Below are 26,871 nucleotides of genomic sequence, written 5' to 3'. Positions count from 1 at the left end.
GATTGTCACGGAATCCCGGTCAGAACCTATTGTTATTTATTGATAAACCCTTTGTAATGGCGTTTAATCAACTGGCCCTCGATTTGCTTCATCGTGTCAAGGGCGACACCGATGATGATTAGAAGCGAGGTACCACCAAGCTGCACTGATTGAGGCAATCCGGCAAGACTGCCGAATGCAACAGGCATCAAGGATATAACCGCCAGGAATATTGCACCCGATAGTGTAATCCGTGACAATACGCGTGTCAAGTAGGAGGAAGTCGGTTTGCCAGGACGAATGCCTGGAATGTAACCGCCATTCTTCTTCATTTGATCCGCCATTTGAACCGGATTAATCTGTACGAATGTGTAGAAGAAGGTAAATCCGATGATTAACAATACGTACAATACCATACCCAGAGGTTGATCATAGTTCATATTGTTAATAATCCAGTTAGCCCATCCGCTACCAGCCCAGAACTGAGCAATTGTAACAGGGAACATGAGCAACGAAATTGCGAAGATGACAGGAATAACGCCAGCGCCATTCACTTTCATCGGAATATGCGTTGATTGTCCACCGTACATTTTCCGGCCAACAACACGTTTAGCGTATTGAACCGGAATTTTGCGAATACCTTGTTGAACGAAGATAACACCTACGATAATGGCGACAATCGCCAATATGATCAATGCTGCCTTGCCAATATTCCAGAACAGTTGACCTTCAGCAGAAATGAACAGCTGTTGATAGATCGTACGAATATGTCCAGGAATACCTGCTGCGATTGCTGCGAAGATCAGGATGGAGATACCGTTGCCGATACCGCGCTCCGTAATTTGCTCACCAAGCCACATCAGGAAGGAAACGCCCGCCGTTAGAATAATTGCGATGACCAGGTAGTCAACGAAGCCTGCGCCTGGGATCATCTCACTATTATATTGACGGTTGAAGCCAATTGCTGTTGCAAAACCTTGAACCAGACCAAGAATAACCGTGCCGTAACGTGTAATCTGTGCGAGCTTACGTTTACCGTTCTCGCCTTCCTTCGCCCATTCTGCGAACTTAGGAATAACGTCCATAGACAACAACTGTACGATAATCGAAGCTGTAATGTATGGCGTAATCCCAATTGCAAAAATAGAGAATTGGAACAGTGCGCCTCCGGAAAACGTGTTAAGCAAACCGAATAGATTCACGCCAGCGTCATTGATCTGTGTGAAAACATCTTTGTTAACGCCTGGCACCGGTATGAAAGAACCGATGCGATAGATAAGCAGTACGAAAAGCGTGAACAGGATCCGTTTGCGCAAATCCTCCACTTTCCAAATATTGGACACGGTGTTGAACAATTAGATCACCTCGGTTTTACCGCCGGCAGCCTGGATTTTCTCTACCGCAGATTGAGAGAACTTGCTTGCTTTTACAGTCAGTTGAACCTTGATTTCGCCATTACCCAAAATTTTAATGCCTGCCAATGGATTTTTTACAATCCCTTGCTCAAGAAGAGTTTCTGGTGTAACTTCGGTACCTGCTGCAAAGCTGTTAAGCTCTTCAATGTTCACAATGGCATATTCCGTACGGAAACGGTTGTTGAAACCGCGCTTAGGCAAACGACGATACAAAGGGTTTTGACCACCCTCGAAACCAGGACGAACGCCGCCGCCGGAACGAGAGTTTTGACCTTTGTGACCGCGACCTGACGTCTTACCGTTACCGGTACCAATACCGCGGCCTTTACGCTTGCCCACTTGTGTGGACCCCGGTGCTGGTGCGAGCTCATGCAATTTCATCGTTCTTGCACCTCCTTGTTTTATTTCTTGAGACGATTATATGATTTAAACTTCTTCGACTTTGATCAAGTGGCTAACATGGTTGACCATGCCTCGAATAGCCGGGCTGTCGTTTAATACAACCGATTGATGAAGCTTGCGAAGACCGAACGATTCGACCGTTGCGCGTTGCTTCTCATTGCGGCCAATTAAACTGCGAACGAGGGTGATTTGCAATTTTGCCATCGTAATTCCCTCCTTAACCCAATAGCTCTTCGACAGTTTTACCACGAAGCTTCGCAACATCTTCCGCGCGTTTAAGGCGGGAAAGACCTTCGAGCGTTGCGTTAACCATGTTCATGGAGTTCGAAGAACCAAGCGATTTCGTCAAGATGTCGCCAACGCCAGCCAGTTCAAGAACAGCACGAACCGGTCCGCCAGCGATAACTCCTGTACCTTTGGAAGCCGGTTTCAGGAGAACTTCTCCTGCGCCGAAATGTCCAAGCACAAGGTGAGGAATTGTAGTACCAACGAGTGGTACATGGATCAGGTTTTTCTTAGCATCTTCAATACCTTTGCGAATCGCTTCAGGTACTTCGCCAGCTTTACCGATCCCTGCGCCGACGTGGCCTTGGCCGTCGCCGACTACTACGAGCGCGCTAAAGCTGAAACGGCGTCCGCCTTTTACTACTTTAGCTACGCGATTGATGTTGACAACTTTTTCAGTTAGTTCACCTAACGTATTCGGATCTATACGCAAGTCGTTTAACCTCCTTATAAATAAAGTAGATTAGAATTCTAGACCAGCTTCACGAGCTGCATCAGCAAGCGCCTGAATTCTACCATGATACAAGTAACCACCGCGATCAAATACGACTGAGGCAAAACCTTTGTCTTGAGCGCGTTTTGCAATCAATTCACCGACTTTGCGAGCTGCTTCAACGCTGCCGCCGTTGCCGATCGACGCTACCAGATCTTTATCCTGTGTGGATGCGGAAGCTAGTGTAACGCCTTGTACATCATCGATCAATTGTGCATAGATATGTTTGGAAGAACGGAATACCGACAAACGCGGACGAGCTACCGTTCCGTTGATTTTTTTACGAACACGCAAGTGTCTTTTCAGACGAGCCTTGTTTTTATCGCCTTTCGTAATCATTCAAGGTTCACTCCTTTCCATAAGCCTTATACCGCTATCTTAAGCAGCCCAATTAGACTGCTTATTTCTTCTTACCAGCTTTACCTTCTTTGCGGATGATGCGTTCGCCTTCATACTTGATACCTTTACCTTTGTAAGGCTCAGGCTCACGTACGGAACGGATTTGTGCAGCAACAGCGCCTACACGTTCTTTGTCGATACCACGAACAGTAATCTTCGTGTTTACCGGTACATCGAACTCAATTCCATTCTCGGGAGCAATCTCCACAGGGTGAGAGTAACCAACGTTAAGAACGATCTTATCGCCGGATTTGCTCGCACGGTAACCTACACCAACGAGCTCCAAGTTTTTGGAGAATCCATCAGTAACTCCGCTCACCATGTTAGCGACGATGCTGCGAGTTGTTCCGTGTAGAGAGCGATGCAATTTATTATCAGAAGGACGTTCGATCACGATTTCAGTTTCCGCAACATTCACTTTCATATCTTTATGAATCTCGCGGGAAAGCGTACCTTTCGGTCCTTTTACAGTAATAACTGTGTTATCCAAGTTAATGCTAACGCCGTTAGGCACTTGAATTGGTTTGCGACCAATACGGGACATTGTTACACCTCCTATCGTTGTGACTTGTTAATTACCAAACGTAGCAAACTACTTCGCCGCCAGCTTTACCTTGGCGAGCTTCTTTATCGGTCATAACCCCTTTGGATGTGGAAATAATAGCAATTCCCAGACCACCCAAAACGCGTGGGATTTCAGTCGATTTTGTGTATACACGCAAACCTGGTTTAGAGATACGTTTCAAACCAGTGATAACGCGCTCTTGGTTAGGGCCGTATTTCAAGAAAATACGGATAATCCCTTGTTTGTTGTCTTCGATATACTCAGCATCGCGGATGAAACCCTCGCGCTTCAAAATTTCAGCAATTTGCTTCTTTGCTTTCGAAGCGGGCATTTCCACGGTCTCGTGACGAACAACATTCGCGTTGCGAATGCGCGTCAGCATATCTGCAATCGGATCAGACATAACCATTTGTGTTAACCTCCTTCCCGAACTAGGCTGATTACCAGCTTGCTTTTTTAACGCCAGGAATCTGGCCTTTGTATGCTAATTCACGGAAACAAATCCGGCAAATTTTAAACTTTTGCAAAACAGAGTGCGGACGGCCACAACGTTCACAGCGTGTATATGCACGCACTTTAAATTTCGGTGTACGTTGTTGCTTCACTTTCATCGAAGTTTTTGCCACTGGGTATTACACCTCCTAAAAGTGGATTACTTCGCAAACGGCATGCCCATTTGGGTCAGCAGTTCACGAGATTCTTCGTCCGTTTTTGCCGTAGTGACGATGACGATGTCCATACCACGAACTTTATCGACCTTATCGTACTCGATCTCCGGGAAGATCAATTGTTCTTTCAAGCCGAGCGTATAGTTACCGCGTCCATCGAATGCTTTCGTCGACACGCCGCGGAAGTCACGTACGCGTGGTAGCGAAATGCTGAACAGCTTATCAAGGAAATAGTACATGCGCTCGCCGCGCAATGTTACTTTAACCCCGATTGGCATATTTTCACGAAGTTTGAAGCCGGCAATGGACTTCTTCGCGCGGGTTACAACAGGTTTTTGACCGGAAATGATGCGAAGTTCTTCAACAGCGACATCAAGCACTTTAGAGTTAGCAACTGCTTCGCCAACACCCATGTTGATAACCACTTTCTCGATCTTCGGCACTTGCATTACAGTCGTATAGTTGAACTTCTGCATTAGAGCAGGTGTAATTTCATTCAGAAAACGATCTTTCAATCTTGCTGCCATTTTAAATGGACCTCCTTTCCTACGAAACGATTAGTCGATCACTTCGCCGGAACGTTTTGCGATCCGGACTTTTTTGCCGTTATCCAGCACTTTGTATCCGATACGAGTTACTGCTCCGCTCTTCGGATCAATGTGCATCACGTTTGACACGTGAATCGGCGCTTCTTGCTCGATGATGCCGCCCTGCGGGTTAGCCTGCGATGGACGAGCATGCTTCTTCACCATATTGACGCCCTCTACGAGTACGCGGTTTTCACGCGGATACGCAGCGATTACACGGCCCTTCTTACCTTTGTCCTTACCGGAGATAACGATAACCGTGTCGTCTTTTTTAACGTGCAACTTGTTGTTGTGCGATTCAAGAATCTTTTTCAGCCTTGGCATTGATTACACCTCCTGCTCACTTAAGCTTTCAGGCATTTATATCATCCCGATACATTACTGTAGGGATCGTATTAAATAACTTCCGGCGCAAGCGATACGATTTTCATGAAATCTTTATCGCGGAGCTCACGGGCAACTGGTCCAAAAATACGAGTACCACGTGGGCTTTTGTCTTCCTTAACGATTACAGCTGCATTCTCGTCGAACGCAATGTAAGAACCGTCTTTACGACGAACTGTACGCTTCGTACGAACGATAACTGCTTTAACAACGTCACCTTTTTTGACAACGCCGCCTGGTGTTGCTTGTTTAACTGAACATACGATCAGATCGCCGATAGCAGCGACACGACGTCCTGTACCGCCAAGTACACGAATACACATCAGTTCTTTGGCGCCAGAGTTGTCGGCAACACGCAAACGAGAAAATGGTTGAATCATTTTAACGTCCTCCTTCCGGAATAATGCTCATTTACTAGACTAACACATTAAAGGACGATCGCCACTTCAACAACTTCCACGAGTCTGAAGCGTTTATCTTTCGAAAGCGGACGAGTCTCCATGATTTTCACGATGTCGCCAATTTTCGCTTGATTGTTCTCATCATGCGCTTTGAACTTCTTCGTGTACTTGATGCGTTTATGGTACAATTCATGTTTTTTGTAAGTTTCTACAGCAACCACGATTGTTTTATCCATTTTGTCACTCACGACTTTACCGATTTGAACTTTGCGGGCATTGCGTTCGCTCATGTTCTGCCTCCTTCCCTAAACCTTGGTAGTAACCCATAGTCAAGGACAGCTATTAGCTGCTGATACCGAGTTCTCTTTCGTGCAAAATGGTTTTAGCGCGAGCGATATCCTTACGCACGTCACGAATACGTGTCGGGTTGTCCAGTTGGCCAGTTGCCAGTTGGAAACGAAGGTTAAAAAGCTCCTCTTTAAAACCAGAAATTTTTTGTTCTATCTCAGCAGAGGTTAGGTTGCGAAATTCACTAGCTTTCATTTGCTTCACCACCTACTTCTTCGCGTTTCACGAACTTCGTTTTAATCGGCAGTTTGTGGGACGCGAGGCGCATCGCTTCACGAGCGACTTCTTCGGATACACCAGCTAGTTCAAACATGATTTTGCCAGGTTTAACTACGGCTACCCATTTCTCAACGTTACCTTTACCACTACCCATACGTACTTCTAGAGGCTTCTGTGTGATCGGCTTATCTGGGAAAATCTTAATCCATACTTTACCGCCACGTTTGATGTAACGAGTCATTGCAATACGAGCTGCTTCGATTTGACGGTTAGTGATCCAAGTCGGTTCAAGAGCTTGAAGACCGTATTCGCCGAATGCTACTGTAGTGCCGCCTTTAGCGCGACCCTTCATGTGACCGCGTTGTTGTTTGCGGTGTTTTACGCGTTTTGGTACCAACATGATTAGTTGCCTCCTTCCTGGGGAGCTTTCTTCTTAGCTGGAAGGACTTCGCCGCGATAGATCCATACTTTTACGCCGATAAGGCCGTAAGTTGTATGTGCTTCAGCTGTGCCGTAGTCAATGTCTGCGCGCAAAGTATGAAGCGGAACCGTTCCTTCGCTGTAGCCTTCCGAACGAGCAATTTCAGCACCGCCGAGACGTCCGCTAACTGCGGTTTTGATCCCTTTAGCGCCTGCACGCATCGAACGTTGGATCGCTTGTTTCAAAGCACGACGGAAAGAAACACGACGCTCCAATTGTTGCGCGATGCTTTCAGCTACAAGAATAGCGTCCAGATCTGCTTGTTTGATTTCGGAAATATTGATGTGTACTTTTTTGCCTTTAGTGATTTTACCAAGCTCCGTGCGCAGGTTTTCCACTTCGGAACCGCCTTTGCCGATAACCATGCCTGGTTTAGCAGTTTGAATCGTTACGTTAACGCGGTTAGCCGCACGTTCGATTTCAAAGTGGGATACTGCCGCATCTTTTAGTTTGTTCTTCAGGTATTCACGAATTTTTACGTCTTCCATCAGAAGATCGCCAAAGTCTTTGCCTGCGTACCATTTGGATTCCCAATCACGGATTATCCCGACACGTAGACCGACCGGATTTACCTTTTGACCCACACGTTATCCCTCCTTATTTTTCAGATACCACCAAAGTGATGTGGCTGGTTCTTTTATTGATACGACTTGCACGTCCCATTGCACGAGGGCGGAAACGTTTCATTGTCGGACCCTGGTTAACGAAAGCCTGGGAAATAACCAGTTTGTTCACGTCCAATTGGTAGTTATGCTCAGCGTTAGCAATAGCAGAGTTCAGCAACTTCTCCAGGATTGGGGAAGCCGATTTAGGTGTGTGACGCAAAATTGCGATCGCTTCACCTACTTGCTTACCGCGAATCAAATCCGCAACTAGCTGTGCTTTACGAGGAGCAATGCGTACGAATTTAGCGTGCGCTTTAGCTTCTGGCATGGATGAACCTCCTCTCATTACATTAAGAAAATATTATAAACAGATATTATCTCTTACCTGTTTTTCTGTCATCATCATGGCCTTTGTAAGTACGAGTTGGTGCAAATTCACCGAATTTGTGTCCAACCATATCTTCCGTTACATATACTGGCACATGTTTACGACCGTCATAAACCGCAATCGTGTGACCGATGAATTGCGGGAAAATTGTCGAGCGACGGGACCAAGTCTTGATTACGACTTTTTTGTTGCTTTCGTTCAATACCTCGACTTTTTTGAGCAAATGGCCGTCAATAAACGGTCCTTTTTTCAAACTGCGACCCATATGGAGTCCTCCCTTCGCGGAAACATAGCGCGACCTCTCGTCACGCAGCTTGCAAACAAGCGATTATTACTTCGTACGACGACGAATAATATATTGGCTCGATGCTTTTTTCTTCTTGCGTGTTTTGAAACCAAGTGTCGGTTTGCCCCAAGGAGACATAGGGGATTTACGACCGATTGGAGCACGGCCTTCACCACCACCGTGTGGGTGATCGTTAGGGTTCATTACTACGCCGCGGACTTCAGGACGTTTGCCCATCCAACGGGAACGACCAGCTTTACCAATTTTGATAAGCTCGTGATCTTCATTACCTACAGAACCGATAGTAGCACGGCAAGTATTCAGAATGCGACGAACTTCACCAGAAGTCAAGCGGATCGAAACGTAGTTTTCTTCTTTACCAAGAAGTTGTGCACTTGTACCAGCAGCACGAACCAATTGTCCGCCTTTGCCTGGTTGCAATTCGATGTTGTGGATAACTGTACCGACTGGGATGTTAGCAAGTGGCAACGCGTTACCAATCTTGATATCAGCATCTTTACCGGAAACAACTTTATCTCCAACTTTCAAACCTTTTGGTGCAACGATGTATGCTTTTTCACCATCAAGGTAATGAATCAAAGCGATATTGGATGTACGGTTCGGATCGTATTCGATCGAAGCTACATTACCAACGATACCGTCTTTGTTACGTTTGAAATCAATAACACGGTATTTACGTTTGTGTCCGCCGCCATGGTGACGAACCGTAATTTTACCTTGGTTGTTGCGGCCAGCTTTTTTGAAAAGCGGTGCGAGCAACGATTTCTCCGGTGTGCTTGTCGTGATCTCTTCAAAAGTCGAGACGGACATATTACGGCGAGCCGGGGATGTCGGTTTGTACTTTTTGATAGGCACTTAGATTTCCTCCTTTTCTAAACAGACGTTTCAAAGAACTCAAGTTCTTTGCTGTCATCGCTCAATTGAACGATTGCTTTTTTCCAATCAGGTCTATAGCCACTGTGTTTACCGTAGCGTTTAGGCTTACCTGCAACGCGCATCGTGTTAACGCCAGTTACTTTAACTTTAAAGATTTGTTCAATTGCATCTTTAATTTCGGTTTTGTTAGCACGAAGATCGACTTCAAACACATAACGTTTAACAGCCATGTAATCGCTCGTGCGCTCCGTAATAACAGGGCGTTTGATAATATCGCGAGGATTTTTCATTACGCAAACACCTCCTGTACTTTCTCTACCGCTTCTTTCGTGATGATGAGCTTGTCATGTACCAAGACATCCAGAACATTAATGCCGTCAGCTGCGACGAATTTCACGCCTGGGATGTTACGTGCAGACAATGCAACGTTATCATCATAGCTAGGCAAAACAACTAGTGCTTTGCGATCAGCCTTCAGGTTGTTAAGAATAGCTGCAAATTCTTTCGTTTTAGGTGCTGCGAATGTCAATTGATCAAGAACGATAATTTCGTTAGCAATCACTTTGGAAGACAATGCAGATTTAATCGCCAAGCGACGAACCTTCTTCGGAAGTTTGAAGCCATATGAGCGTGGAGTCGGTCCAAATACAGTACCGCCGCCAACCCATTGTGGGGAGCGGATGCTACCTTGACGAGCACGGCCAGTACCTTTTTGTTTCCAAGGTTTACGACCGCCGCCACGTACTTCGGAGCGTCCTTTCGTTTTGTGTGTCCCAGCGCGCTCTGCAGCTTGCTGAAGGACAACAGCGCTATGCAATACGTGAGCGTTTGGTTGAATTCCGAATACGCTATCCGCCAATTCCAATTCGCCAACTTGCGAACCACTCACGTTGTATACTGTTACTTTAGGCATTTCTTGTTCCTCCTTTCTTCAGCAATTATTTCTTAACTGTTTGTTTCACTTTCACAAATCCGTTTTTCGGTCCTGGAACGGAGCCTTTAACTAGCAGTACGTTACGCTCTGCATCTACACGGATGATTTCAAGCTTTTGAATTGTGATCGTTTCGTTACCCATGTGACCTGGAAGGCGTTTGCCTTTCGGTACGCGGTTAGCTTGGATCGAACCCATGGAACCTGGTCCACGGTGGTAACGGGAACCGTGAGACATAGGACCCGTGCTTTGTCCCCAACGTTTGATAACGCCGGCAAAGCCTTTACCTTTAGAAATACCCGTTACGTCAACAAATTCGCCTTGTGTGAACAAGTCAGCTTTCACTTCTTGGCCAACTTCATAATCACCCAAATTAATACCGCGAATTTCACGAACGTAGCGCTTAGGAGCCGTATTGGCTTTCTTCGCGTGGCCGATTTCTGGCTTGATCGTTCTGGATTCCTTCTTATCGGAGAAACCGAATTGTACGGCTTCATAACCATCGTTCTCTTGATCTTTCTTCTGAAGAACCACACAAGGACCTGCTTCGATTACTGTTACCGGAATAACAATACCGTCAGCTGTAAATACTTGCGTCATTCCAAGTTTTTTCCCTAAGATACCTTTCATGTTGACACCTCTTTTCCTTCTATAATCTATGCTTTATTACAGTTTGATTTCGATATCTACACCGGATGGTAGATCCAAGCGCATCAACGCATCAACCGTTTGCGGCGTTGGGTTAACAATGTCGATCAAGCGTTTATGTGTACGCATTTCGAATTGCTCCCGTGAATCCTTGTACTTGTGTACCGCACGGAGAATGGTGATGATTTGCTTTTCCGTTGGCAACGGAATCGGCCCGGATACGCCTGCACCGGAACGTTTTGCAGTTTCAACAATCTTCTCAGCAGACTGGTCAAGAATTCTATGATCGTATGCTTTCAAGCGGATACGAATCTTTTGCTTTGCCATATAAGTCCCTCCTTCTATCGCCCAATTTATTATCGGACATACTCCGTGAGAAAACCCTGATCACATGCCCGACGGCCCCATGGCAAAGGGGCCAGGTGTGTCGGCAACCTCTCACATCATCGCAACGTCACAGACCAACATTCAATATTATAACGAAACAGATAGGCAAATGCAAGAGAAACTTTAAGTTTTATGAAGGAACATGATTCATTATGAAATTCCTTCTCGCAATATGCTCTAATCGGTCAATATAACCGTGTATGATCGCGATTAGCGTCATACCTTGTTTTCACTTTTCCTAGCATACACGATATCGTACCCAACACTCAAATCCAAATTCGACCTATTGTTCTTACTATATAATAGAAGGAACACAAGCAGCCTGATGCATGCGACCTGTGTTCCTTCTCATTAATCTATATGGTTATCCACAAATCCCTGATGCATCTATCCCAGAACGACACGGTCGTCAGCCATCTTCTTACCGCTAATTTGCTCGAACTCTCCCAATAGCTGCGCAACAGTCAAATCTTTCTTACGTTCCTCATTCACTTCAAGAATAATCTTTCCTTTATCCATCATAATAAGACGGTTACCTAGTCTGATGGCTTGCTCCATATTATGAGTAACCATCAGTGTAGTTAAATTCATCTCACGTACAAGCGTCTCTGTCAGCGTTGTGATTAGTTCTGCCCGCGCTGGATCAAGAGCTGCTGTATGTTCATCCAACAAAAGAATTTGCGGTTTCGTGAAGGTAGACATCAACAGACTCAACGCTTGGCGCTCACCGCCTGACAATAAACCGACTTTTGCATTTAGGCGATTCTCAAGGCCAATCCCCAGCCGGCTTAATTGCTCGCGAAATAAGGTTCGACGATTACTGTTCAAGCTAAGTGACAAACCCCGAGCTTTGCCTCGTTTGTAGGCCATCGCTAAATTTTCCTCAATAGACATCGTTGGCGCAGTTCCAGCCATCGGATCTTGGAAGACTCGTCCAATCCATTTGCTGCGACGGAATTCCGGAAGTGCACTGATATTCTCGCCATCAATTCGTACTTCACCGGTATCCGGCTTCATCACACCAGATATAATATTCATTAATGTTGATTTGCCGGCCCCATTACTCCCTATAACCGTAATGAAGTCACCTGGCTTCATGGTTAAGTTCACACCAACCAAAGCGGTTTTTTCATCTAATGTGCCAGGGTTGAACAGCTTGGATACTTTAGCAATCTCCAGCATTACTGCCTTCCTCCTTCCTTGCCCATATCAAGCAATAGCTCTGCAGAACGTTTTCGCGCTAATTTCTTTTGCTTCCACACCTTCTGGATGGTCGGGAAGATCAATGCGATAATAACGATAACAGCGGTAATCAGCTTCAGATCAGAGGACTCCAACCACTCCACTCGATATGCCAGAGCTATAATAATACGATATACAATTGAGCCGAGTATGACAGCAAGCGTTGCGCGGAAAATGGTTTTGGCTCCGAATATCGCTTCGCCGATAATGACAGATGCAAGACCAATTACAATCATACCAATACCCATTGATATATCTGCAAAACCGCCTTGCTGTGCAATCAATGCTCCAGACAGGGCAACTAGACCATTAGATAATGCAATGCCCAGTATCTTAGTGTTATCGGTATTCGCTCCGAAGCTGCGTATCATTCTCTCATTATCGCCAGTCGCACGAAGACTAAGACCAAGATCTGTGCGGAAGAACAAATCGACAAGAATCTTAATGATAATGATCGCAATCGGCATTAACAGCAATACTGGAATAGATGAGAAGATAGTGTTCTCCCCAATTAGCGATATATTCGGCTTACCCATAATACGCATATTAATAGAATACAAGCCGATCATCATCAGAATGCCTGATAGCAGACCATTGATTTTACCCTTCGTATGCAGCAGCCCTGTTAAGGAACCTGCAGCTGCGCCACCGGCAAAAGCACCGAGTGATGCAATCCATGGCGATACACCATTCGTAATTAATAAAGCTGCAATTCCTGCACCAGTAGTGAAGCTCGCATCTACCGTCAGATCTGGAAAATCCAATATCCGAAACGTGATATATACGCCTAGTGCCATCAAGGCATACAATAAGCCAAGCTCAAGTGCTCCATTCAAGGATACAAGCACGTTCATTTCCTCCTTTATAAATATAAAAGGGCAAGCACCAGCAGGCGCTTACCCCACTACTCTTATTATTGAATAATATTGTTCTCTTGATCCTTAACGCCTTGCTTCATTGCATCCGTAACGGTGATGCCTTGTGCTTCAGCCGCTTTCAGGTTAAGAATAAGATCCAGCTTCTCAGGAACCGTTACTTTCATATCTGCTGGCTTCTTGCCGTTCTTAAGAATTTCAACTGCCATCTGGCCTACTTGATAACCATGGTCATAATATTTGAAGCCTACCGTTGCAAAAGCACCCTTCTCAACAGTATCGCGATCGCTGGAGAAAAACGGGATTTTATTCGCTTTTGCGATTTCAAGTAGTCCGTCCACACCAGATACAACCACATTATCAAGCGAGATATAGAATGCATCTACTTTGCCAACTAAGGATTCTCCTGCTTGTTTAACTTCGGATGTATTCGTTACTGCTGCTTTCATCAGCTTAATACCATGCTTGGACAATGTCTCCTCTGCTATCTTGGACATAACAATAGCATTAGGCTCACCTTCATTAATAACCATTCCGACTGTCTTCACATTGGGAAAGTTATCCGCAATGAAGTTCATCAGTTGCACAATAGCTTCCGGGTTCGTATCGGATGCCCCAGATACATTACCTCCCGGTGCGTCGAGGTTCTTGATTAGCTTTGCATCAATGGGATCCGTCACGGCTGCGAATAGAATAGGTGTATCTTTTACATTCTGCACAAGTGCCTGTGCGGAAGGCGTTGCTATACCTAGGGCAAGATCGCTTTTGTTGCCAGCAATTTTTTGTGCGATGGATAAATTATTAGCTGGATCATTCTGAGCCGTATTGAAATCTACCTTCAGGTTTTTGCCATCTTCTAATCCTGCATCTTTCAGTGCAGCAAGGAAGCCTTCACGAGTAGCATCCAAGGAAGGATGTTCTACCATCTGCGAGATCGAGACCGTGTAATCTGCTTTGGTGCCCCCTCCGCATGCAGTTGTTGCAAGCATTACTGCAGCCAATGCTGCACCAATCATCCATTTCTTTTTCATTTATTCTGAACCCCTCTCTAGTATTGTTGCCAATGAATATTCCTGTACTTAAATTGATACATAAAAGCATTATTGCTTTCACTCGTTAAAGTATTTGGGATTAATTGTAATAATTAATCTGGATTTTCATTGGCGACATTTCTATTATGCTATTACTAATATTATAGGGGGCTTAATGCATCAGTCAATCCTAAGTTATAGGAATTATTATCTTATTGCTTTTCTGTCCGAAACAAAAAAAAGCCTCCACCGAAGTGGAGGCTTTCATAATTACTCATTACGGCTAATGCCGTGATGAATTATTTTTGGATAGTTGCTACAGCGCCAGCGCCTACAGTACGGCCGCCTTCACGGATGGAGAAACGAGTTCCTTCTTCAACCGCGATTGGAGCGATAAGCTCAACTGTAACTGTGATGTTGTCACCAGGCATAACCATTTCAGTGCCTTCTGGCAATTCAATGATACCTGTAACGTCAGTTGTACGGAAGTAGAACTGTGGACGGTAGCCTGTGAAGAAAGGCTTGTGACGGCCACCCTCTTCTTTAGTCAGAACGTAGATTTGAGCTGTGAAGTTAGTGTGTGGTTTAACCGAACCCGGTTTAGCCAATACTTGTCCACGCTCGATGTCTTTACGATCAACACCACGAAGCAATGCGCCGATGTTGTCGCCCGCTTGAGCGGAATCCATCAATTTACGGAACATCTCAACGCCTGTACATACAGTTTTGCGAGTTTCTTCAGCAAGACCAACGATTTCAAGCTCGTCGCCTACTTTTACAACGCCACGATCGATACGGCCAGTTGCTACTGTACCACGACCAGTGATTGTGAATACGTCCTCGACTGGCATCATGAAAGGCTTAGCTGTGTCGCGCTCTGGAGTTGGGATGTAAGAGTCAACTTGCTCGAACAACTCAACGATTTTGTCAGCCCAAGCGCCATCTGGGTTAGCAAGAGCTTCACGAGCTGCGCCACGGATGATTGGAGTATCGTCACCTGGGAACTCATACTCGGAAAGAAGGTCGCGAACTTCCATTTCAACCAATTCAAGAAGCTCTTCGTCTTCAACCATGTCGCATTTGTTCAGGAATACAACGATGTAAGGTACGCCTACTTGACGGGAAAGCAGGATGTGCTCGCGAGTTTGCGGCATAGGGCCGTCAGCTGCGGATACAACCAGGATAGCGCCGTCCATTTGAGCAGCACCAGTGATCATGTTCTTAACATAGTCGGCGTGACCTGGGCAGTCAACGTGAGCATAGTGACGGTTAGGAGTCTCATACTCTACGTGTGATGTCGAGATCGTGATACCACGCTCGCGCTCTTCTGGAGCTTTGTCGATTTGGTCAAATGCAATTGCTGCACCGCCATATCTTTTTGAAAGTACAGTAGTGATAGCTGCTGTAAGAGTCGTTTTACCATGATCGACGTGACCGATAGTACCGATATTAACGTGCGGTTTGTTACGTTCAAATTTAGCCTTTGCCATTGAACTTAATCCTCCTTAATATAACTAAAGTTTATGTTTGGACCGTGCATCCCGCCTGCTAAGCAAGTCGAGATGACAGTCATTGAAAACCTAAAGATCTTGCAAAAACACTTAAACTATTAAGCGCCTTTGTGTTTAGCGATGATCTCTTCAGAGATCGAACGTGGTACTTCTTCATAGTGCGAAAGCTCCATGGAGAATACGCCACGGCCTTGTGTACCGGAACGAAGTGTTGTGGAGTAACCAAACATTTCAGCCAAAGGCACCTTAGCACGGATAATTTGTGCGCCTGAACGCGTATCCATACCTTCGATGCGACCACGGCGGGAGTTCAGCATACCCATTACGTCGCCCATGTACTCTTCTGGAACAGTAACTTCAACTTTCATGATTGGCTCAAGCAATACAGGCTTACACTTCTCTTTGGCAGCTTTAAGCGCCATAGAACCTGCAATTTTGAACGCCATTTCCGAGGAATCGACATCATGATAAGATCCGTCAACTACTACTGCCTTAATATCAACGAGCGGGAAGCCAGCGATAACGCCGTTCTTCATTGACTCTTCGATACCCGCTTGAATTGGACCAATAAATTCACGCGGAATTGAACCACCGACAGTTTTGTTTTCGAAGATGAAGCCTGTACCTGGCTCTTGTGGACTGAACTCAACCCAACAATGACCAAATTGACCTTTACCACCGGACTGACGAACGAACTTACCTTCAACTTTCGCAGCTTCGCGGAATGTCTCACGGTAAGCAACCTGAGGTTTACCAACGTTAGTCTCTACTTTGAATTCACGAAGCATACGGTCAACGAGGATCTCAAGGTGAAGCTCACCCATACCTGCGATGATTGTTTGGTTCGTTTCTTCATCTGTATAAGCACGGAACGTTGGATCTTCTTCAGCCAGCTTGGAGATTGCGATACCCAGTCTGTCTTGGTCAGCTTTCGTTTTTGGTTCGATAGCAACCTCGATAACTGGATCAGGGAAGTTCATGGACTCGAGCACGATAACATGCTTCTCATCGCACAATGTATCCCCTGTAGTCGTATCTTTAAGACCGACTGCAGCAGCAATGTCTCCAGAGTAAACTTCGGAGATCTCTTGACGGCTGTTCGCATGCATTTGAAGGATACGTCCAATACGCTCACGTTTGTTCTTAGTTGCATTAAGAACATACGAACCGGATTTAAGAACGCCCGAATACACACGGAAGAACGTCAATTTACCAACATAAGGGTCAGTCATAATTTTGAATGCTAGCGCCGCGAACGGTTCGCTATCCGAAGATGGACGATTTCCTTCTTCTCCGTCTTCAAGTGTACCTTTGATAGAAGGTACATCAAGCGGTGAAGGCAGGTAATCAACAACAGCATCCAGAACTAGTTGAACACCTTTGTTACGGTATGAGGAGCCTGCAACAACTGGGAAGATTTTAACTTCGCAAACACCTTTGCGAAGTGCTGCTTTCAATTCAGGAACAGTGATTTCTTCACCTTCCAGATATTTCATTGTCAGCTCTTCATCCAATTCTGCAACTCTCTCGATGAGCTCCAGACGAAGTTCATCAACTTTGTCTGCATACTCAGCAGGAATTTCGATTTTCTGAGGATCTTTACCCAGATCATCTACATATTTGTACGCTACACGTTCAACAATGTCAATTACACCAACGAAATCAGATTCAGCACCGATAGGGAGTTGAATCGCAACTGCATTAGCTTGCAGACGCTCACGCATGTCTTTAATAACATTCAGGTAGTCTGCACCGATAATATCCATTTTGTTAACGTAAGCGATCCGTGGAACGCCATAACGGTCAGCCTGTCTCCATACGGTTTCAGACTGAGGCTCAACGCCCTCTTTTGCACTGAAAACCCCAACGGCCCCGTCCAATACGCGTAGGGAACGTTCAACTTCTACTGTGAAGTCAACGTGTCCCGGGGTGTCGATGATATTAATGCGGTTACCCTTCCATTGAGCGGTTGTCGCGGCAGACGTAATCGTAATACCGCGCTCTTGTTCTTGCTCCATCCAGTCCATTGTCGCAGCGCCTTCATGCACTTCGCCAATTTTATGAGTACGGCCTGTGAAGAACAAAATCCGTTCAGTTGTGGTAGTTTTACCAGCATCAATATGCGCCATAATCCCGATATTACGAGTATTATTCAAGGAGAACTCTCTTGACATGAATTTGTCTCCTTTCGTATTGTGAGAATATCTCAATCAATATCTGTTTTATTATTCTACCAACGGTAGTGAGCAAACGCTTTGTTCGCTTCTGCCATTTTGTGTGTATCTTCGCGCTTCTTCACGGATGCGCCAGTGTTATTGGAAGCATCTGTGATTTCAGCAGCCAAACGCTCTTCCATCGTTTTTTCACCGCGGTTACGTGAATAGTTCACGAGCCAACGGAGACCAAGCGACGTACGGCGTTCTGGTTTAACTTCGATCGGCACTTGGTAGTTAGAACCGCCGACACGGCGAGCTTTAACCTCAAGTACTGGCATAATATTTTTCAATGCTGCTTCGAACACTTCCATCGGATCTTTACCCGTGCGTTCTTGAATCAGCTTGAAGGCATCATACAACAGCGTTTGTGCAACGCCGCGTTTGCCGTCGATCATGATACGGTTGATAAGGCGGGTTACCAGTTTGCTATTGTAAACCGGATCCGGCAATACATCACGTTTAGTTACAGGACCTTTGCGTGGCATGAGAAAGTCCCCCTTTCTTAGATAGTCACTTCTAGTGAATTAGTATATTGGAAAATTCATTCTTAGAGCGCAGCGCGCAATGAATTACATTTCCCTTGAACTTGTCCCTAGTCAGTCGTTACCGAATGACTTCGTTAAAGCTCAACTTATTTTTTAACCTTAGGACGTTTTGTACCGTATTTCGAACGAGCTTGGTTACGGTTGTTAACACCCGCTGTATCCAATGCACCACGAACGATATGATAACGTACACCTGGAAGGTCTTTTACTTTACCACCACGGATCAATACAACGCTGTGCTCTTGAAGGTTATGTCCGATACCTGGAATGTACGCCGTTACCTCTACACGGTTAGTCAAACGTACACGTGCATATTTACGAAGTGCGGAGTTCGGTTTTTTCGGAGTCATAGTACCTACACGAGTGCACACACCGCGTTTTTGCGGAGCGCTGATGCTCGTAGCCTCACGTTTCAAGGCGTTAAAGCCTTTTTGCAAAGCTGGTGATTTCGATTTTACGACTTTAGCTTGACGTCCTTTACGGACCAGCTGATTAATAGTTGGCATGTTGCCACCCCCTTCCTATATTTCATGTCTTATTAATGGCAAGACATTTTACCCCATAAATTAAGCCCACAGATCCAGGCGAGTCATAAAAGAACAAATAAAAATTTTCGCCAGTTCATCATTTTGCAATCATGCACCAACAAAAATGGACTTTTCTTTATTCTTCATCAGGAATGAGCGCTGCCATAGCAGCCCCGACTTCAATACCGCAGGTTACCCCGAGTTCTTCCATCGTATCGACCCACTTAATAGGAACACCCAACCGCTCACACAGATGAACAACCTTCTCTCTCATCCGCGGATCTGCATCACGAGCCAAGTAGACTTCGATTGCTTTATGCTGCTCAAGCATCTTCGTCGTCTGTTTCGCGCCGACCTTATACTGCATGAAATCACCTATCCTTAGAAGTAAAGTGATCACACAATTAGGCACACTTCGATATATTAACACCTGCAGTCCAAAAGTGTCAAGTCACTTTCTAATATCTCATGCAAAGTTTTGCTACATATCTCATGAACAACACGAATGGTATTGCCATAGGCGTGAAAGGGCGCCCTACTTCGGAATAAGATACACATCCCGAAGGAGGAATCGCCCTTTCATTGCTTATGGTTCTATTCTACTGTAACAGCTTCGGACTCAAGTTCATCCTGATCCGCTACAACTTCTTCATCTTCCAAACCAACCAGCTTGATGCTGCGGTAACGGTTCATACCTGTACCTGCAGGAATCAACTTACCGATGATAACATTTTCTTTCAGACCTAGCAACTGGTCAACTTTACCTTTGATCGCTGCATCGGTGAGTACGCGTGTCGTTTCTTGGAAGGACGCCGCGGACAAGAAGGAATCTGTCTCAAGGGATGCTTTGGTAATACCGAGCAATACAGGCTTAGCAACTGCAGGCTCTAATCCAGCAAGGATAGACTCGCGGTTAGCTGCTTCGTACTCATGAATATCTACGAATGCACCTGGCAGAAGCGTAGTATCGCCTGCATCAACGATACGTATTTTACGAAGCATTTGCTTAACCATAACCTCAACGTGCTTATCGTTGATCTCTACACCTTGGTTACGGTAAACGCGCTGTACTTCTTGCAAGATATAGTTCTGTACCCCGCGGATGCCTTTGATACGAAGCATATCCTTCGGATCGATAGAACCATCTGTCAGCTCATCACCAGCTTCGATATGTTGGCCTTCAGTTACACGGATACGTGAGCCGTACGTAATTGCGTACACCTTCGTCTCTGCTTCACCTTGGACTTCAATCTCACGACGATCCTTCGCTTCACGGATTTCTTTCACGACACCGTCAAGCTCAGTAATAATCGCTTGGCCTTTCGGATTACGAGCCTCGAATAGCTCCTGAATACGCGGCAAACCTTGTGTGATATCGTCGCCGGCAACGCCGCCGGTATGGAACGTACGCATCGTCAATTGTGTTCCTGGCTCACCGATCGATTGTGCAGCGATAATACCAACTGCTTCACCGATCTCAACATGCTTGCCAGTAGCCAAGTTACGACCATAACAAATCTTACATACGCCATGACGAGCGCGGCAGCTAAGAACAGAACGAATTTGAAGCTTTTCAATGCCAGCACCGATGATAGCATCAGCCTTCGTCGAATCGATCAATTCGCTTTTCTTAACGATAACCTCACCTGTTTGTGGATGACGAACCGTTTCGAATGCATAACGGCCTTCAATCCGATCGTACAGATCCTCGATAACCTCTTTACCATCTTGAATCTTGCTGACAGCAAAGCCTTTATCTGTACCACAATCGTCTTCACGAACGATAACGTCCTGAGCCACGTCAACAAGTCGACGAGTCAAGTAACCGGAGTCAGCTGTACGCAGCGCCGTATCGGCAAGACCTTTACGCGCACCATGCGTCGAGATAAAGTACTCGAGGACGGTAAGGCCTTCACGGAAGTTCGATTTGATTGGCAACTCGATGATGCGACCAGATGGGTTGGCCATCAGACCACGCATACCGCCGAGCTGAGCAATCTGTGATTTGTTACCCCGCGCTTTGGAGTCTACCATGAGCATTATGGAGTTGTAACGATCCATTGATCTCATGAGGATTTCCGTAATTTGATCTTTGGATTTGCTCCAAATTTCAATAACGCGGTCATAACGCTCTTCGTTCGTAATCAGACCACGACGGTACTGATTCATAACGACAGCTACTTTAGCATCGGATTCTTTCAGAATTTCAACTTTTTCAAGCGGCACGATAACGTCCGACACGGCAACAGTAATACCTGCGCGTGTGGAGTATGTGAAGCCGAGCTGTTTAATTCGGTCAAGAATGATCGATGTCAACGTTGTATGGTAGATACGGAAGCATTCACCGATGATGTTACCCAAATATTCCTTACCGATACCGCCAGCAATCGGCAGCTCTTCTACAATCTTGTTCAGATCGCTGCCTTTCTCGTATACGAAATACTTGTCTGGCGTACCTTGCAGCAAGTTCACTTTGGTAGCTTCATTGATGTAAGGGAAATCTTCTGGGAAGATTTCATTGAAGATAACCTTACCAACCGTAGTCGAAAGCAATGATTTTTGCTGTTGCTCTGTGAAGATGGTTTTCTTCAGTACTTTAACAGGAATAAAGATACGCGCATGCAGGGACACGATACCGCGTTGGTAAGCCGAGATCGCCTCGTTCACAGTAGCGAATACGGAGCCGCTGCCTTTTGCTTCTTTATTATCCATAGTCAAGTAGTAGCTGCCGAGAACCATATCCTGAGATGGCGTTACAACCGGCTTGCCGTCTTTCGGGTTAAGAATGTTGCCGGATGCCAGCATTAGCAAGCGGGCTTCTGCCTGCGCTTCTGCGGACAACGGAACGTGGACCGCCATTTGGTCACCGTCGAAGTCAGCGTTATACGCTGTACATACGAGCGGGTGAAGCTTGATAGCGCGACCTTCAACCAGAATCGGCTCGAACGCTTGGATACCAAGTCTGTGCAAGGTAGGTGCACGGTTCAATAGAACCGGATGCTCCTTGATTACTTCTTCAAGAACATCCCATACTTCAGGGCTGACGCGTTCAACTTTGCGTTTCGCACTCTTGATGTTATGGGCGAGTCCCTTGTTAACCAGTTCTTTCATGACGAACGGCTTGAACAGCTCAAGCGCCATTTCCTTCGGAAGTCCGCATTGGAACATCTTCAGGTTAGGACCTACCACGATTACAGAACGTCCAGAGTAATCAACCCGTTTACCGAGCAAGTTCTGACGGAAACGGCCTTGCTTACCTTTGAGCATGTGGCTAAGCGATTTCAATGGTCGGTTACCTGGTCCAGTTACTGGACGTCCGCGACGACCGTTATCAATCAGGGCATCCACCGCTTCTTGAAGCATGCGCTTCTCGTTCTGAACGATAATGTCCGGCGCTCCAAGATCAAGAAGACGCTTCAGACGGTTGTTCCGGTTAATAACACGGCGATACAAGTCATTAAGGTCAGACGTTGCAAAACGTCCGCCGTCAAGCTGTACCATCGGACGAAGCTCCGGAGGAATAACTGGTAGCACATCGAGAATCATCCATTCTGGCTGGTTGCCAGAGTTGCGGAATGCTTCGATAACTTCCAGACGTTTGATCGCACGATTACGACGTTGTCCTTGAGCTGTACGCAGCTCTTCTTTCAACTGCTCCAGCTCTTTTTCAACATCGATATCCTGAAGCAGTTTCTTAACCGCCTCAGCACCCATGCCAGCATGGAAGCCATAACCGTATTTCTCGCGGTAGCTGCGGTATTCTTTCTCCGACAACAGCTGTTTTTTCTCAAGCGGCGTATCACCAGGATCAGTCACGACATAGGATGCAAAGTAAATGATCTCCTCAAGCGAACGAGGCGACATATCCAATGCTAAGCCCATACGGCTTGGAATACCTTTGAAGTACCAAATATGCGATACCGGAGCAGCGAGCTCAATATGGCCCATACGCTCACGGCGCACTTTGGCGCGTGTTACTTCAACACCGCAGCGATCACAAACGACGCCTTTATAGCGAACACGTTTGTATTTGCCGCAATGGCATTCCCAGTCTTTAGTCGGCCCGAAAATTTTCTCGCAGAAGAGCCCTTCCTTCTCCGGTTTTAACGTCCTATAGTTGATCGTCTCCGGTTTTTTGACTTCTCCGCGGGACCAAGAACGAATTTTATCCGGCGAGGCAAGCCCGATTTTCATATACTCGAAGTTGTTCACGTCCAACAAGGAGCAACCCTCCTTCGTCATGTATGGCTATGTCATTGCAAATTAGCGGCTGCACGCCCGCATTTGCGGGACGGGCAGCCTGTAACGGTTTTATTCGGCGCCAGCTTCGGAGCCTTCCAGATTGAGGTTCAGCTTATCGCCAGCAACCTCATCATCGTCATCCGTTTCTCTCATTTCAATCTCTTCTTCATTCTCGGATAGAATTTTGACATCCATACCAAGACTTTGAAGCTCTTTAATCAATACTTTGAATGACTCTGGAACACCCGGTTCCGGTACATTCTCACCTTTGACGATGGATTCGTACGTTTTCACACGACCAACCACGTCATCGGATTTAACGGTAAGAATCTCTTGAAGCGTATAAGCTGCGCCATAGGCTTCAAGCGCCCAAACCTCCATCTCCCCGAAACGCTGACCGCCGAATTGAGCTTTACCGCCCAAAGGCTGCTGTGTAACGAGTGAGTAAGGACCTGTAGAACGAGCATGGATTTTGTCGTCAACCATGTGGGCAAGTTTGATCATATACATGACGCCGACCGTAACTTCACGCTCGAACGACTCGCCTGTACGGCCATCGTACAATACCGTTTTACCATTACGCTGCATGCCGGCTTCTTCCATCGCATCGAATACGTCGTACTCGTGTGCTCCGTCGAATACTGGTGTAGCAGCATGGAGACCAAGCTGTTTACAAGCCATACCTAGATGGACCTCAAGAACCTGACCAATGTTCATCCGTGATGGTACGCCTAGCGGATTCAGTACAACCTCAACTGGTGTACCATCCGGTAAGAATGGCATATCTTCCTCCGGCATAATGCGGGCGATAACACCCTTATTACCGTGACGTCCTGCCATTTTGTCGCCTTCAGAGATTTTACGTTTTTGTGCAATATAGACACGTACGAGTTGGTTAACGCCTGGTGGCAGCTCGTCGCCATTCTCACGTGTGAACACTTTTACGTCAACAACGATACCATCCGTACCATGCGGTACACGTAGCGATGTATCACGCACTTCACGAGCCTTCTCACCGAAGATCGCGTGCAGCAAACGTTCTTCCGCTGTCAGCTCTGTCACACCTTTAGGAGTAACTTTACCGACAAGGATGTCGCCTGCGCCAATCTCAGCACCTACGCGAATAATACCGCGCTCGTCAAGATTTTTGAGTGCTTCTTCGCCGACATTCGGAATGTCGCGTGTAATTTCTTCCGGTCCAAGCTTCGTGTCACGGGCTTCGGATTCGTATTCTTCAATGTGAATGGATGTATACACATCTTCCTTCACAAGCTTTTCGCTCAGAAGAATCGCATCCTCATAGTTGTAGCCTTCCCATGTCATGAACGCAACGACTACGTTGCGGCCCAGTGCCAATTCGCCTTGCTCTGTTGAAGGACCATCAGCGAGAATATCGCCTTTTTTGATCACTTCACCCTTACGAACAAGTGGACGCTGGTTGATACAGGTACCTTGGTTGGAACGCATGAATTTGTGAAGCTTATGTTTAATCAGGTCACCAGTTACCGGTTTACCGTCCAGCAATTCAACACGACGCAGCCAAATTTCATTAGCCGATACGCGCTCGATAACACCATCATACTTGGAAACGATACATACACCGGAGTCTTTAGCGGACTTATGCTCCATACCAGTACCGACTAGCGGTGCCTTTGGTATTAAAAGCGGAACAGCTTGCCGCTGCATGTTCGATCCCATAAGCGCACGGTTGGAGTCATCGTTCTCAAGGAACGGAATCAATGCCGTTGCAACTGAAACAACCTGTTTAGGCGATACATCCATGTAATCGACACGTTCGCTAGGCATAGTCAGAATGTTATCTGCTTGCTTGTTGTAACGAACGATTACACTATCTTCTGTGAATCGGCCATCTTCTTGCAGCTTCGCATTCGCTTGCGCGATTACGTAGTTGTCTTCCTCATCGGCAGTCAGATACGAGATTTGCTCAGTTACAATACCCGTCTTCGGATCAACCCAACGATACGGCGCTTCAATGAAGCCATATTCGTTAATGCGGGCAAAGGAAGACAAGGAGTTGATCAGACCGATATTCGGTCCCTCTGGCGTCTCGATCGGACACATGCGGCCATAGTGAGAGTGATGGACGTCACGCACTTCGAAGCCTGCGCGCTCACGAGTCAAACCGCCGGGTCCGAGTGCAGACAGACGACGTTTGTGCGTCAATTCTGCAAGTGGATTCGTTTGGTCCATAAACTGTGACAGCTGCGAGGAGCCGAAGAACTCTTTAATTGATGCAATAACCGGACGAATGTTGATCAGAGCCTGCGGCGTAATCGCGTTCGCATCCTGAATCGACATTCTCTCCCGTACAACCCGTTCCATCCGGGACAAGCCGATCCGGAACTGATTCTGCAGAAGCTCGCCAACCGAACGTAGACGACGGTTACCAAGGTGGTCAATATCATCCGTGCTTCCTACTCCGTGAAGAAGGTTAATAAAGTAATTGATGGATGAAATGATATCAGCCGGCGTAATATGCTTAACGGCTTTGTCGATCACACCATTGGAAATTACTTTAATAACTTTAGATTCATCAAGAGGAGAGAATACACTGATCGTTTGTAGTGGAATACTATCAGCATCCAAAACACCATTTGCAACATGGTATGTTTTGAAACCAACGTTTTTCTCCAACTTATCAAGGATCTCGTCCAATAGACGACGGTCAATCATTTGACCCGATTCAGCAATAATTTCGCCTGTTCCTGGATCAACAAGCGTCTCCGCCAGACGTTGATTGAACAGTCGGTTCTTAATGTGAAGCTTCTTGTTGATCTTGTAACGACCAACATTAGCCAGGTCATAGCGCTTTGGATCAAAGAAACGAGCAACAAGCAAGCTCTTAGCATTATCCAATGTCGGAGGCTCGCCCGGACGCAATCTTTCATAAATCTCGATCAACGCTTTTTCCGTCGAATCCGTATTGTCTTTATCCAGCGTGTTGCGAATATACTCGTCATGACCAAGCAATTCTAGAATTTCTGCATCGGTTCCAAAACCTAACGCACGCAAAAGCACCGTCACCGGTATTTTCCGGGTCCGGTCAATACGAACGTAGATGATGTCTTTAGCATCCGTTTCGAGTTCAAGCCATGCTCCACGATTCGGAATTACCGTTGCCGTGTATGTTTTCTTCCCGTTTTTATCAACTTTCGTGCTGAAGTACACACTCGGGGATCGCACCAATTGGCTTACAATAACCCGCTCTGCTCCGTTAATAATAAACGTACCAGTCTCGGTCATCAGCGGGAAGTCACCCATGAACACTTCCTGTTCCTTCACTTCGCCGGTTTCCTTGTTGAAGAGTCGTACCTTAACGCGCAGTGGAGCAGCATACGTCACATCGCGTTCCTTTGATTCATCGACCGAATATTTCGGTTCGCCTAAGCTATAGTCGATAAACTCAAGCGATAGATTTCCCGTAAAGTCCTGAATCGGCGAAATATCCTGAAACAACTCAAGCAAGTCGTTATCCAAGAATTTTTCGTACGATTTTTGTTGGATTTCAATCAGGTTCGGGACTTCCAGCACCTCGTTGATCCGGGCGTAACTTCTCCGCGTGCGCCGACCATACTGAACAAGTTGTCCTGCCAACTTAACCTCACCCCTCATGTCTGTCTCACAGCATCGATATATCACTGCGTTATTACTTAAATAAAGAAAAGCCCTTATCGAATAGTTCGAAAAAAGAGCATGTTCCGGCAGCCAACCATACGCAGCGCGGCGCGATGGTTCCATATCAAGTAATTTTGCCCAAAATGTAAACATTATACGTCAAATACGCATGATATATGCATTCCGCGCTAAAAAATCGTACTTGACATTTTAGTTGACTAAAGAGATTGAGCCCAATTTAATGCTGACATTTTATAATAATACCACATACGCAAAC

The 26,871-nt window shown here is 46.1% G+C and carries 32 protein-coding genes; all 32 read right to left on the bottom strand.

The features are described from left to right. Window positions 1–32 precede the first annotated feature (32 nt). The 32 genes from secY to rpoB all read right to left on the bottom strand — a co-directional run bounded on the left by secY (window position 33) and on the right by rpoB (window position 26,591). Window positions 33–1,334 carry a preprotein translocase subunit SecY gene (gene secY / locus AC50YO_RS24160; RefSeq protein ID WP_494851000.1) on the bottom strand — a complete coding sequence of 434 codons (1,302 nt, stop codon included), beginning with the start codon at window positions 1,332–1,334 and terminating at the stop codon, window positions 33–35. Continuing rightward, complete coding sequence (gene rplO / locus AC50YO_RS24155) at window positions 1,335–1,775, bottom strand: 50S ribosomal protein L15 (protein WP_494850998.1); 441 nt, start codon at window positions 1,773–1,775, stop codon at window positions 1,335–1,337. It abuts the gene before it with no gap. A gap of 45 nt (window positions 1,776–1,820) precedes the next feature. After that, window positions 1,821–2,000, bottom strand: a complete 180-nt coding sequence (gene rpmD, locus AC50YO_RS24150) for a 50S ribosomal protein L30 (RefSeq protein WP_494850997.1) — start codon at window positions 1,998–2,000, stop codon at window positions 1,821–1,823. A 13-nt stretch (window positions 2,001–2,013) separates the two neighbouring features. Then, entirely contained in the window at window positions 2,014–2,514 is a 501-nt protein-coding gene (gene rpsE, locus AC50YO_RS24145; protein WP_494850996.1) for a 30S ribosomal protein S5, read from the bottom strand. 30 nt (window positions 2,515–2,544) lie between these two features. Then, window positions 2,545–2,913, bottom strand: coding sequence for a 50S ribosomal protein L18 (rplR, locus tag AC50YO_RS24140; RefSeq protein ID WP_494850994.1), 369 nt, complete (start codon window positions 2,911–2,913; stop codon window positions 2,545–2,547). Window positions 2,914–2,974: 61 nt separating this feature from the next. Continuing rightward, the gene (rplF, locus tag AC50YO_RS24135; RefSeq protein ID WP_494850992.1) at window positions 2,975–3,517 is read right to left on the bottom strand and encodes a 50S ribosomal protein L6; all 543 of its coding nucleotides are present in this window, start codon (window positions 3,515–3,517) and stop codon (window positions 2,975–2,977) included. A gap of 31 nt (window positions 3,518–3,548) precedes the next feature. Next, window positions 3,549–3,947: a 30S ribosomal protein S8 gene (gene rpsH, locus AC50YO_RS24130; RefSeq protein ID WP_494850990.1), complete on the bottom strand. Its 399-nt coding sequence runs from the start codon at window positions 3,945–3,947 to the stop codon at window positions 3,549–3,551. Between the two features lie 31 nt (window positions 3,948–3,978). Then, the gene (locus tag AC50YO_RS24125; RefSeq protein WP_013312154.1) at window positions 3,979–4,164 is read right to left on the bottom strand and encodes a type Z 30S ribosomal protein S14; all 186 of its coding nucleotides are present in this window, start codon (window positions 4,162–4,164) and stop codon (window positions 3,979–3,981) included. A gap of 26 nt (window positions 4,165–4,190) precedes the next feature. After that, the gene (gene rplE / locus AC50YO_RS24120; RefSeq protein ID WP_494850989.1) at window positions 4,191–4,733 is read right to left on the bottom strand and encodes a 50S ribosomal protein L5; all 543 of its coding nucleotides are present in this window, start codon (window positions 4,731–4,733) and stop codon (window positions 4,191–4,193) included. A gap of 30 nt (window positions 4,734–4,763) precedes the next feature. After that, window positions 4,764–5,117, bottom strand: a complete 354-nt coding sequence (gene rplX / locus AC50YO_RS24115) for a 50S ribosomal protein L24 (RefSeq protein ID WP_494850988.1) — start codon at window positions 5,115–5,117, stop codon at window positions 4,764–4,766. A gap of 71 nt (window positions 5,118–5,188) precedes the next feature. Continuing rightward, complete coding sequence (gene rplN, locus AC50YO_RS24110) at window positions 5,189–5,557, bottom strand: 50S ribosomal protein L14 (RefSeq protein ID WP_046234236.1); 369 nt, start codon at window positions 5,555–5,557, stop codon at window positions 5,189–5,191. Window positions 5,558–5,604: 47 nt separating this feature from the next. Further along, window positions 5,605–5,868: a 30S ribosomal protein S17 gene (gene rpsQ / locus AC50YO_RS24105; RefSeq protein WP_494850987.1), complete on the bottom strand. Its 264-nt coding sequence runs from the start codon at window positions 5,866–5,868 to the stop codon at window positions 5,605–5,607. Window positions 5,869–5,920: 52 nt separating this feature from the next. Further along, a complete protein-coding gene (gene rpmC, locus AC50YO_RS24100) occupies window positions 5,921–6,121 on the bottom strand; it encodes a 50S ribosomal protein L29 (RefSeq protein WP_494850985.1) in 201 nt (66 codons plus the stop codon). Beyond that, window positions 6,111–6,545, bottom strand: coding sequence for a 50S ribosomal protein L16 (gene rplP, locus AC50YO_RS24095; RefSeq protein ID WP_494850984.1), 435 nt, complete (start codon window positions 6,543–6,545; stop codon window positions 6,111–6,113). The genes rpmC and rplP overlap by 11 nt, the downstream gene beginning before the upstream one ends. Window positions 6,546–6,547: 2 nt before the next feature. Continuing rightward, a complete protein-coding gene (gene rpsC / locus AC50YO_RS24090) occupies window positions 6,548–7,210 on the bottom strand; it encodes a 30S ribosomal protein S3 (protein WP_494850982.1) in 663 nt (220 codons plus the stop codon). A gap of 13 nt (window positions 7,211–7,223) precedes the next feature. Then, the gene (gene rplV, locus AC50YO_RS24085) at window positions 7,224–7,559 is read right to left on the bottom strand and encodes a 50S ribosomal protein L22 (protein WP_494850981.1); all 336 of its coding nucleotides are present in this window, start codon (window positions 7,557–7,559) and stop codon (window positions 7,224–7,226) included. 46 nt (window positions 7,560–7,605) lie between these two features. After that, window positions 7,606–7,884, bottom strand: coding sequence for a 30S ribosomal protein S19 (gene rpsS / locus AC50YO_RS24080; RefSeq protein ID WP_494850979.1), 279 nt, complete (start codon window positions 7,882–7,884; stop codon window positions 7,606–7,608). A gap of 66 nt (window positions 7,885–7,950) precedes the next feature. Then, entirely contained in the window at window positions 7,951–8,781 is an 831-nt protein-coding gene (gene rplB, locus AC50YO_RS24075) for a 50S ribosomal protein L2 (RefSeq protein WP_494850978.1), read from the bottom strand. 17 nt (window positions 8,782–8,798) lie between these two features. After that, window positions 8,799–9,092, bottom strand: a complete 294-nt coding sequence (gene rplW, locus AC50YO_RS24070) for a 50S ribosomal protein L23 (RefSeq protein ID WP_042171441.1) — start codon at window positions 9,090–9,092, stop codon at window positions 8,799–8,801. Further along, window positions 9,092–9,715 (bottom strand): 50S ribosomal protein L4, encoded by a 624-nt coding sequence (gene rplD / locus AC50YO_RS24065; RefSeq protein WP_494850977.1) that lies wholly within the window; start codon window positions 9,713–9,715, stop codon window positions 9,092–9,094. Before rplD ends, rplW begins: the two co-directional genes overlap by 1 nt. Before the next feature lie 25 nt (window positions 9,716–9,740). Then, window positions 9,741–10,364 (bottom strand): 50S ribosomal protein L3, encoded by a 624-nt coding sequence (gene rplC, locus AC50YO_RS24060; protein ID WP_494850976.1) that lies wholly within the window; start codon window positions 10,362–10,364, stop codon window positions 9,741–9,743. Window positions 10,365–10,400: 36 nt separating this feature from the next. Further along, window positions 10,401–10,709: a 30S ribosomal protein S10 gene (gene rpsJ, locus AC50YO_RS24055; RefSeq protein WP_005544556.1), complete on the bottom strand. Its 309-nt coding sequence runs from the start codon at window positions 10,707–10,709 to the stop codon at window positions 10,401–10,403. A 447-nt stretch (window positions 10,710–11,156) separates the two neighbouring features. Next, window positions 11,157–11,951, bottom strand: a complete 795-nt coding sequence (locus tag AC50YO_RS24050; RefSeq protein WP_494850974.1) for an ABC transporter ATP-binding protein — start codon at window positions 11,949–11,951, stop codon at window positions 11,157–11,159. After that, window positions 11,951–12,865: an ABC transporter permease gene (locus tag AC50YO_RS24045; protein ID WP_494850973.1), complete on the bottom strand. Its 915-nt coding sequence runs from the start codon at window positions 12,863–12,865 to the stop codon at window positions 11,951–11,953. The genes AC50YO_RS24050 and AC50YO_RS24045 overlap by 1 nt, the downstream gene beginning before the upstream one ends. A gap of 59 nt (window positions 12,866–12,924) precedes the next feature. Beyond that, window positions 12,925–13,917, bottom strand: a complete 993-nt coding sequence (locus AC50YO_RS24040) for an ABC transporter substrate-binding protein (RefSeq protein WP_494850971.1) — start codon at window positions 13,915–13,917, stop codon at window positions 12,925–12,927. 299 nt (window positions 13,918–14,216) lie between these two features. Further along, window positions 14,217–15,407 carry an elongation factor Tu gene (gene tuf / locus AC50YO_RS24035; protein ID WP_494850970.1) on the bottom strand — a complete coding sequence of 397 codons (1,191 nt, stop codon included), beginning with the start codon at window positions 15,405–15,407 and terminating at the stop codon, window positions 14,217–14,219. A 119-nt stretch (window positions 15,408–15,526) separates the two neighbouring features. Further along, window positions 15,527–17,602: an elongation factor G gene (fusA, locus tag AC50YO_RS24030; RefSeq protein ID WP_494850968.1), complete on the bottom strand. Its 2,076-nt coding sequence runs from the start codon at window positions 17,600–17,602 to the stop codon at window positions 15,527–15,529. Window positions 17,603–17,658: 56 nt separating this feature from the next. Beyond that, entirely contained in the window at window positions 17,659–18,129 is a 471-nt protein-coding gene (rpsG, locus tag AC50YO_RS24025) for a 30S ribosomal protein S7 (protein WP_494850966.1), read from the bottom strand. A 146-nt stretch (window positions 18,130–18,275) separates the two neighbouring features. Beyond that, on the bottom strand, window positions 18,276–18,695 hold the full coding sequence (gene rpsL / locus AC50YO_RS24020) for a 30S ribosomal protein S12 (RefSeq protein WP_494850964.1): 420 nt from the start codon (window positions 18,693–18,695) through the stop codon (window positions 18,276–18,278). A gap of 157 nt (window positions 18,696–18,852) precedes the next feature. Then, window positions 18,853–19,116: a ribosomal L7Ae/L30e/S12e/Gadd45 family protein gene (locus tag AC50YO_RS24015; RefSeq protein WP_494850962.1), complete on the bottom strand. Its 264-nt coding sequence runs from the start codon at window positions 19,114–19,116 to the stop codon at window positions 18,853–18,855. 194 nt (window positions 19,117–19,310) lie between these two features. Beyond that, window positions 19,311–22,910 (bottom strand): DNA-directed RNA polymerase subunit beta', encoded by a 3,600-nt coding sequence (gene rpoC, locus AC50YO_RS24010; RefSeq protein ID WP_494851034.1) that lies wholly within the window; start codon window positions 22,908–22,910, stop codon window positions 19,311–19,313. A gap of 117 nt (window positions 22,911–23,027) precedes the next feature. Beyond that, entirely contained in the window at window positions 23,028–26,591 is a 3,564-nt protein-coding gene (gene rpoB, locus AC50YO_RS24005; RefSeq protein WP_494850960.1) for a DNA-directed RNA polymerase subunit beta, read from the bottom strand. Window positions 26,592–26,871 lie beyond the last annotated feature (280 nt).

Source organism: Paenibacillus sp. J22P59, assembly GCF_059383895.1.
The sequence above is the reverse complement of the archived record's forward strand: the minus strand, read 5'-3'. Positions and strand labels throughout refer to the sequence as shown.

What these genes read in the sequence shown, in the direction of transcription:
- rplE (WP_494850989.1), bottom strand. Translation starts at nt 4,733, where the DNA reads ATGGCAGCAAGATTGAAAGATCGTTTTCTGAATGAAATTACACCTGCT.
- tuf (WP_494850970.1), bottom strand. Translation starts at nt 15,407, where the DNA reads ATGGCAAAGGCTAAATTTGAACGTAACAAACCGCACGTTAATATCGGT.
- rpsJ (WP_005544556.1), bottom strand. Translation starts at nt 10,709, where the DNA reads ATGGCAAAGCAAAAGATTCGTATCCGCTTGAAAGCATACGATCATAGA.
- rpsQ (WP_494850987.1), bottom strand. Translation starts at nt 5,868, where the DNA reads ATGAGCGAACGCAATGCCCGCAAAGTTCAAATCGGTAAAGTCGTGAGT.
- rpsG (WP_494850966.1), bottom strand. Translation starts at nt 18,129, where the DNA reads ATGCCACGCAAAGGTCCTGTAACTAAACGTGATGTATTGCCGGATCCG.
- rplC (WP_494850976.1), bottom strand. Translation starts at nt 10,364, where the DNA reads ATGAAAGGTATCTTAGGGAAAAAACTTGGAATGACGCAAGTATTTACA.
- rpoB (WP_494850960.1), bottom strand. Translation starts at nt 26,591, where the DNA reads ATGAGGGGTGAGGTTAAGTTGGCAGGACAACTTGTTCAGTATGGTCGG.
- rplX (WP_494850988.1), bottom strand. Translation starts at nt 5,117, where the DNA reads ATGCCAAGGCTGAAAAAGATTCTTGAATCGCACAACAACAAGTTGCAC.
- rplF (WP_494850992.1), bottom strand. Translation starts at nt 3,517, where the DNA reads ATGTCCCGTATTGGTCGCAAACCAATTCAAGTGCCTAACGGCGTTAGC.
- rplO (WP_494850998.1), bottom strand. Translation starts at nt 1,775, where the DNA reads ATGAAATTGCATGAGCTCGCACCAGCACCGGGGTCCACACAAGTGGGC.
- rpoC (WP_494851034.1), bottom strand. Translation starts at nt 22,910, where the DNA reads ATGAAAATCGGGCTTGCCTCGCCGGATAAAATTCGTTCTTGGTCCCGC.
- rpsH (WP_494850990.1), bottom strand. Translation starts at nt 3,947, where the DNA reads ATGGTTATGTCTGATCCGATTGCAGATATGCTGACGCGCATTCGCAAC.
- rpsS (WP_494850979.1), bottom strand. Translation starts at nt 7,884, where the DNA reads ATGGGTCGCAGTTTGAAAAAAGGACCGTTTATTGACGGCCATTTGCTC.
- rplR (WP_494850994.1), bottom strand. Translation starts at nt 2,913, where the DNA reads ATGATTACGAAAGGCGATAAAAACAAGGCTCGTCTGAAAAGACACTTG.
- rpmC (WP_494850985.1), bottom strand. Translation starts at nt 6,121, where the DNA reads ATGAAAGCTAGTGAATTTCGCAACCTAACCTCTGCTGAGATAGAACAA.
- rplP (WP_494850984.1), bottom strand. Translation starts at nt 6,545, where the DNA reads ATGTTGGTACCAAAACGCGTAAAACACCGCAAACAACAACGCGGTCAC.
- rpmD (WP_494850997.1), bottom strand. Translation starts at nt 2,000, where the DNA reads ATGGCAAAATTGCAAATCACCCTCGTTCGCAGTTTAATTGGCCGCAAT.
- fusA (WP_494850968.1), bottom strand. Translation starts at nt 17,602, where the DNA reads ATGTCAAGAGAGTTCTCCTTGAATAATACTCGTAATATCGGGATTATG.
- AC50YO_RS24050 (WP_494850974.1), bottom strand. Translation starts at nt 11,951, where the DNA reads ATGCTGGAGATTGCTAAAGTATCCAAGCTGTTCAACCCTGGCACATTA.
- AC50YO_RS24040 (WP_494850971.1), bottom strand. Translation starts at nt 13,917, where the DNA reads ATGAAAAAGAAATGGATGATTGGTGCAGCATTGGCTGCAGTAATGCTT.
- rplD (WP_494850977.1), bottom strand. Translation starts at nt 9,715, where the DNA reads ATGCCTAAAGTAACAGTATACAACGTGAGTGGTTCGCAAGTTGGCGAA.
- rplN (WP_046234236.1), bottom strand. Translation starts at nt 5,557, where the DNA reads ATGATTCAACCATTTTCTCGTTTGCGTGTTGCCGACAACTCTGGCGCC.
- rplV (WP_494850981.1), bottom strand. Translation starts at nt 7,559, where the DNA reads ATGCCAGAAGCTAAAGCGCACGCTAAATTCGTACGCATTGCTCCTCGT.
- rpsL (WP_494850964.1), bottom strand. Translation starts at nt 18,695, where the DNA reads ATGCCAACTATTAATCAGCTGGTCCGTAAAGGACGTCAAGCTAAAGTC.
- AC50YO_RS24045 (WP_494850973.1), bottom strand. Translation starts at nt 12,865, where the DNA reads ATGAACGTGCTTGTATCCTTGAATGGAGCACTTGAGCTTGGCTTATTG.
- rplW (WP_042171441.1), bottom strand. Translation starts at nt 9,092, where the DNA reads ATGAAAAATCCTCGCGATATTATCAAACGCCCTGTTATTACGGAGCGC.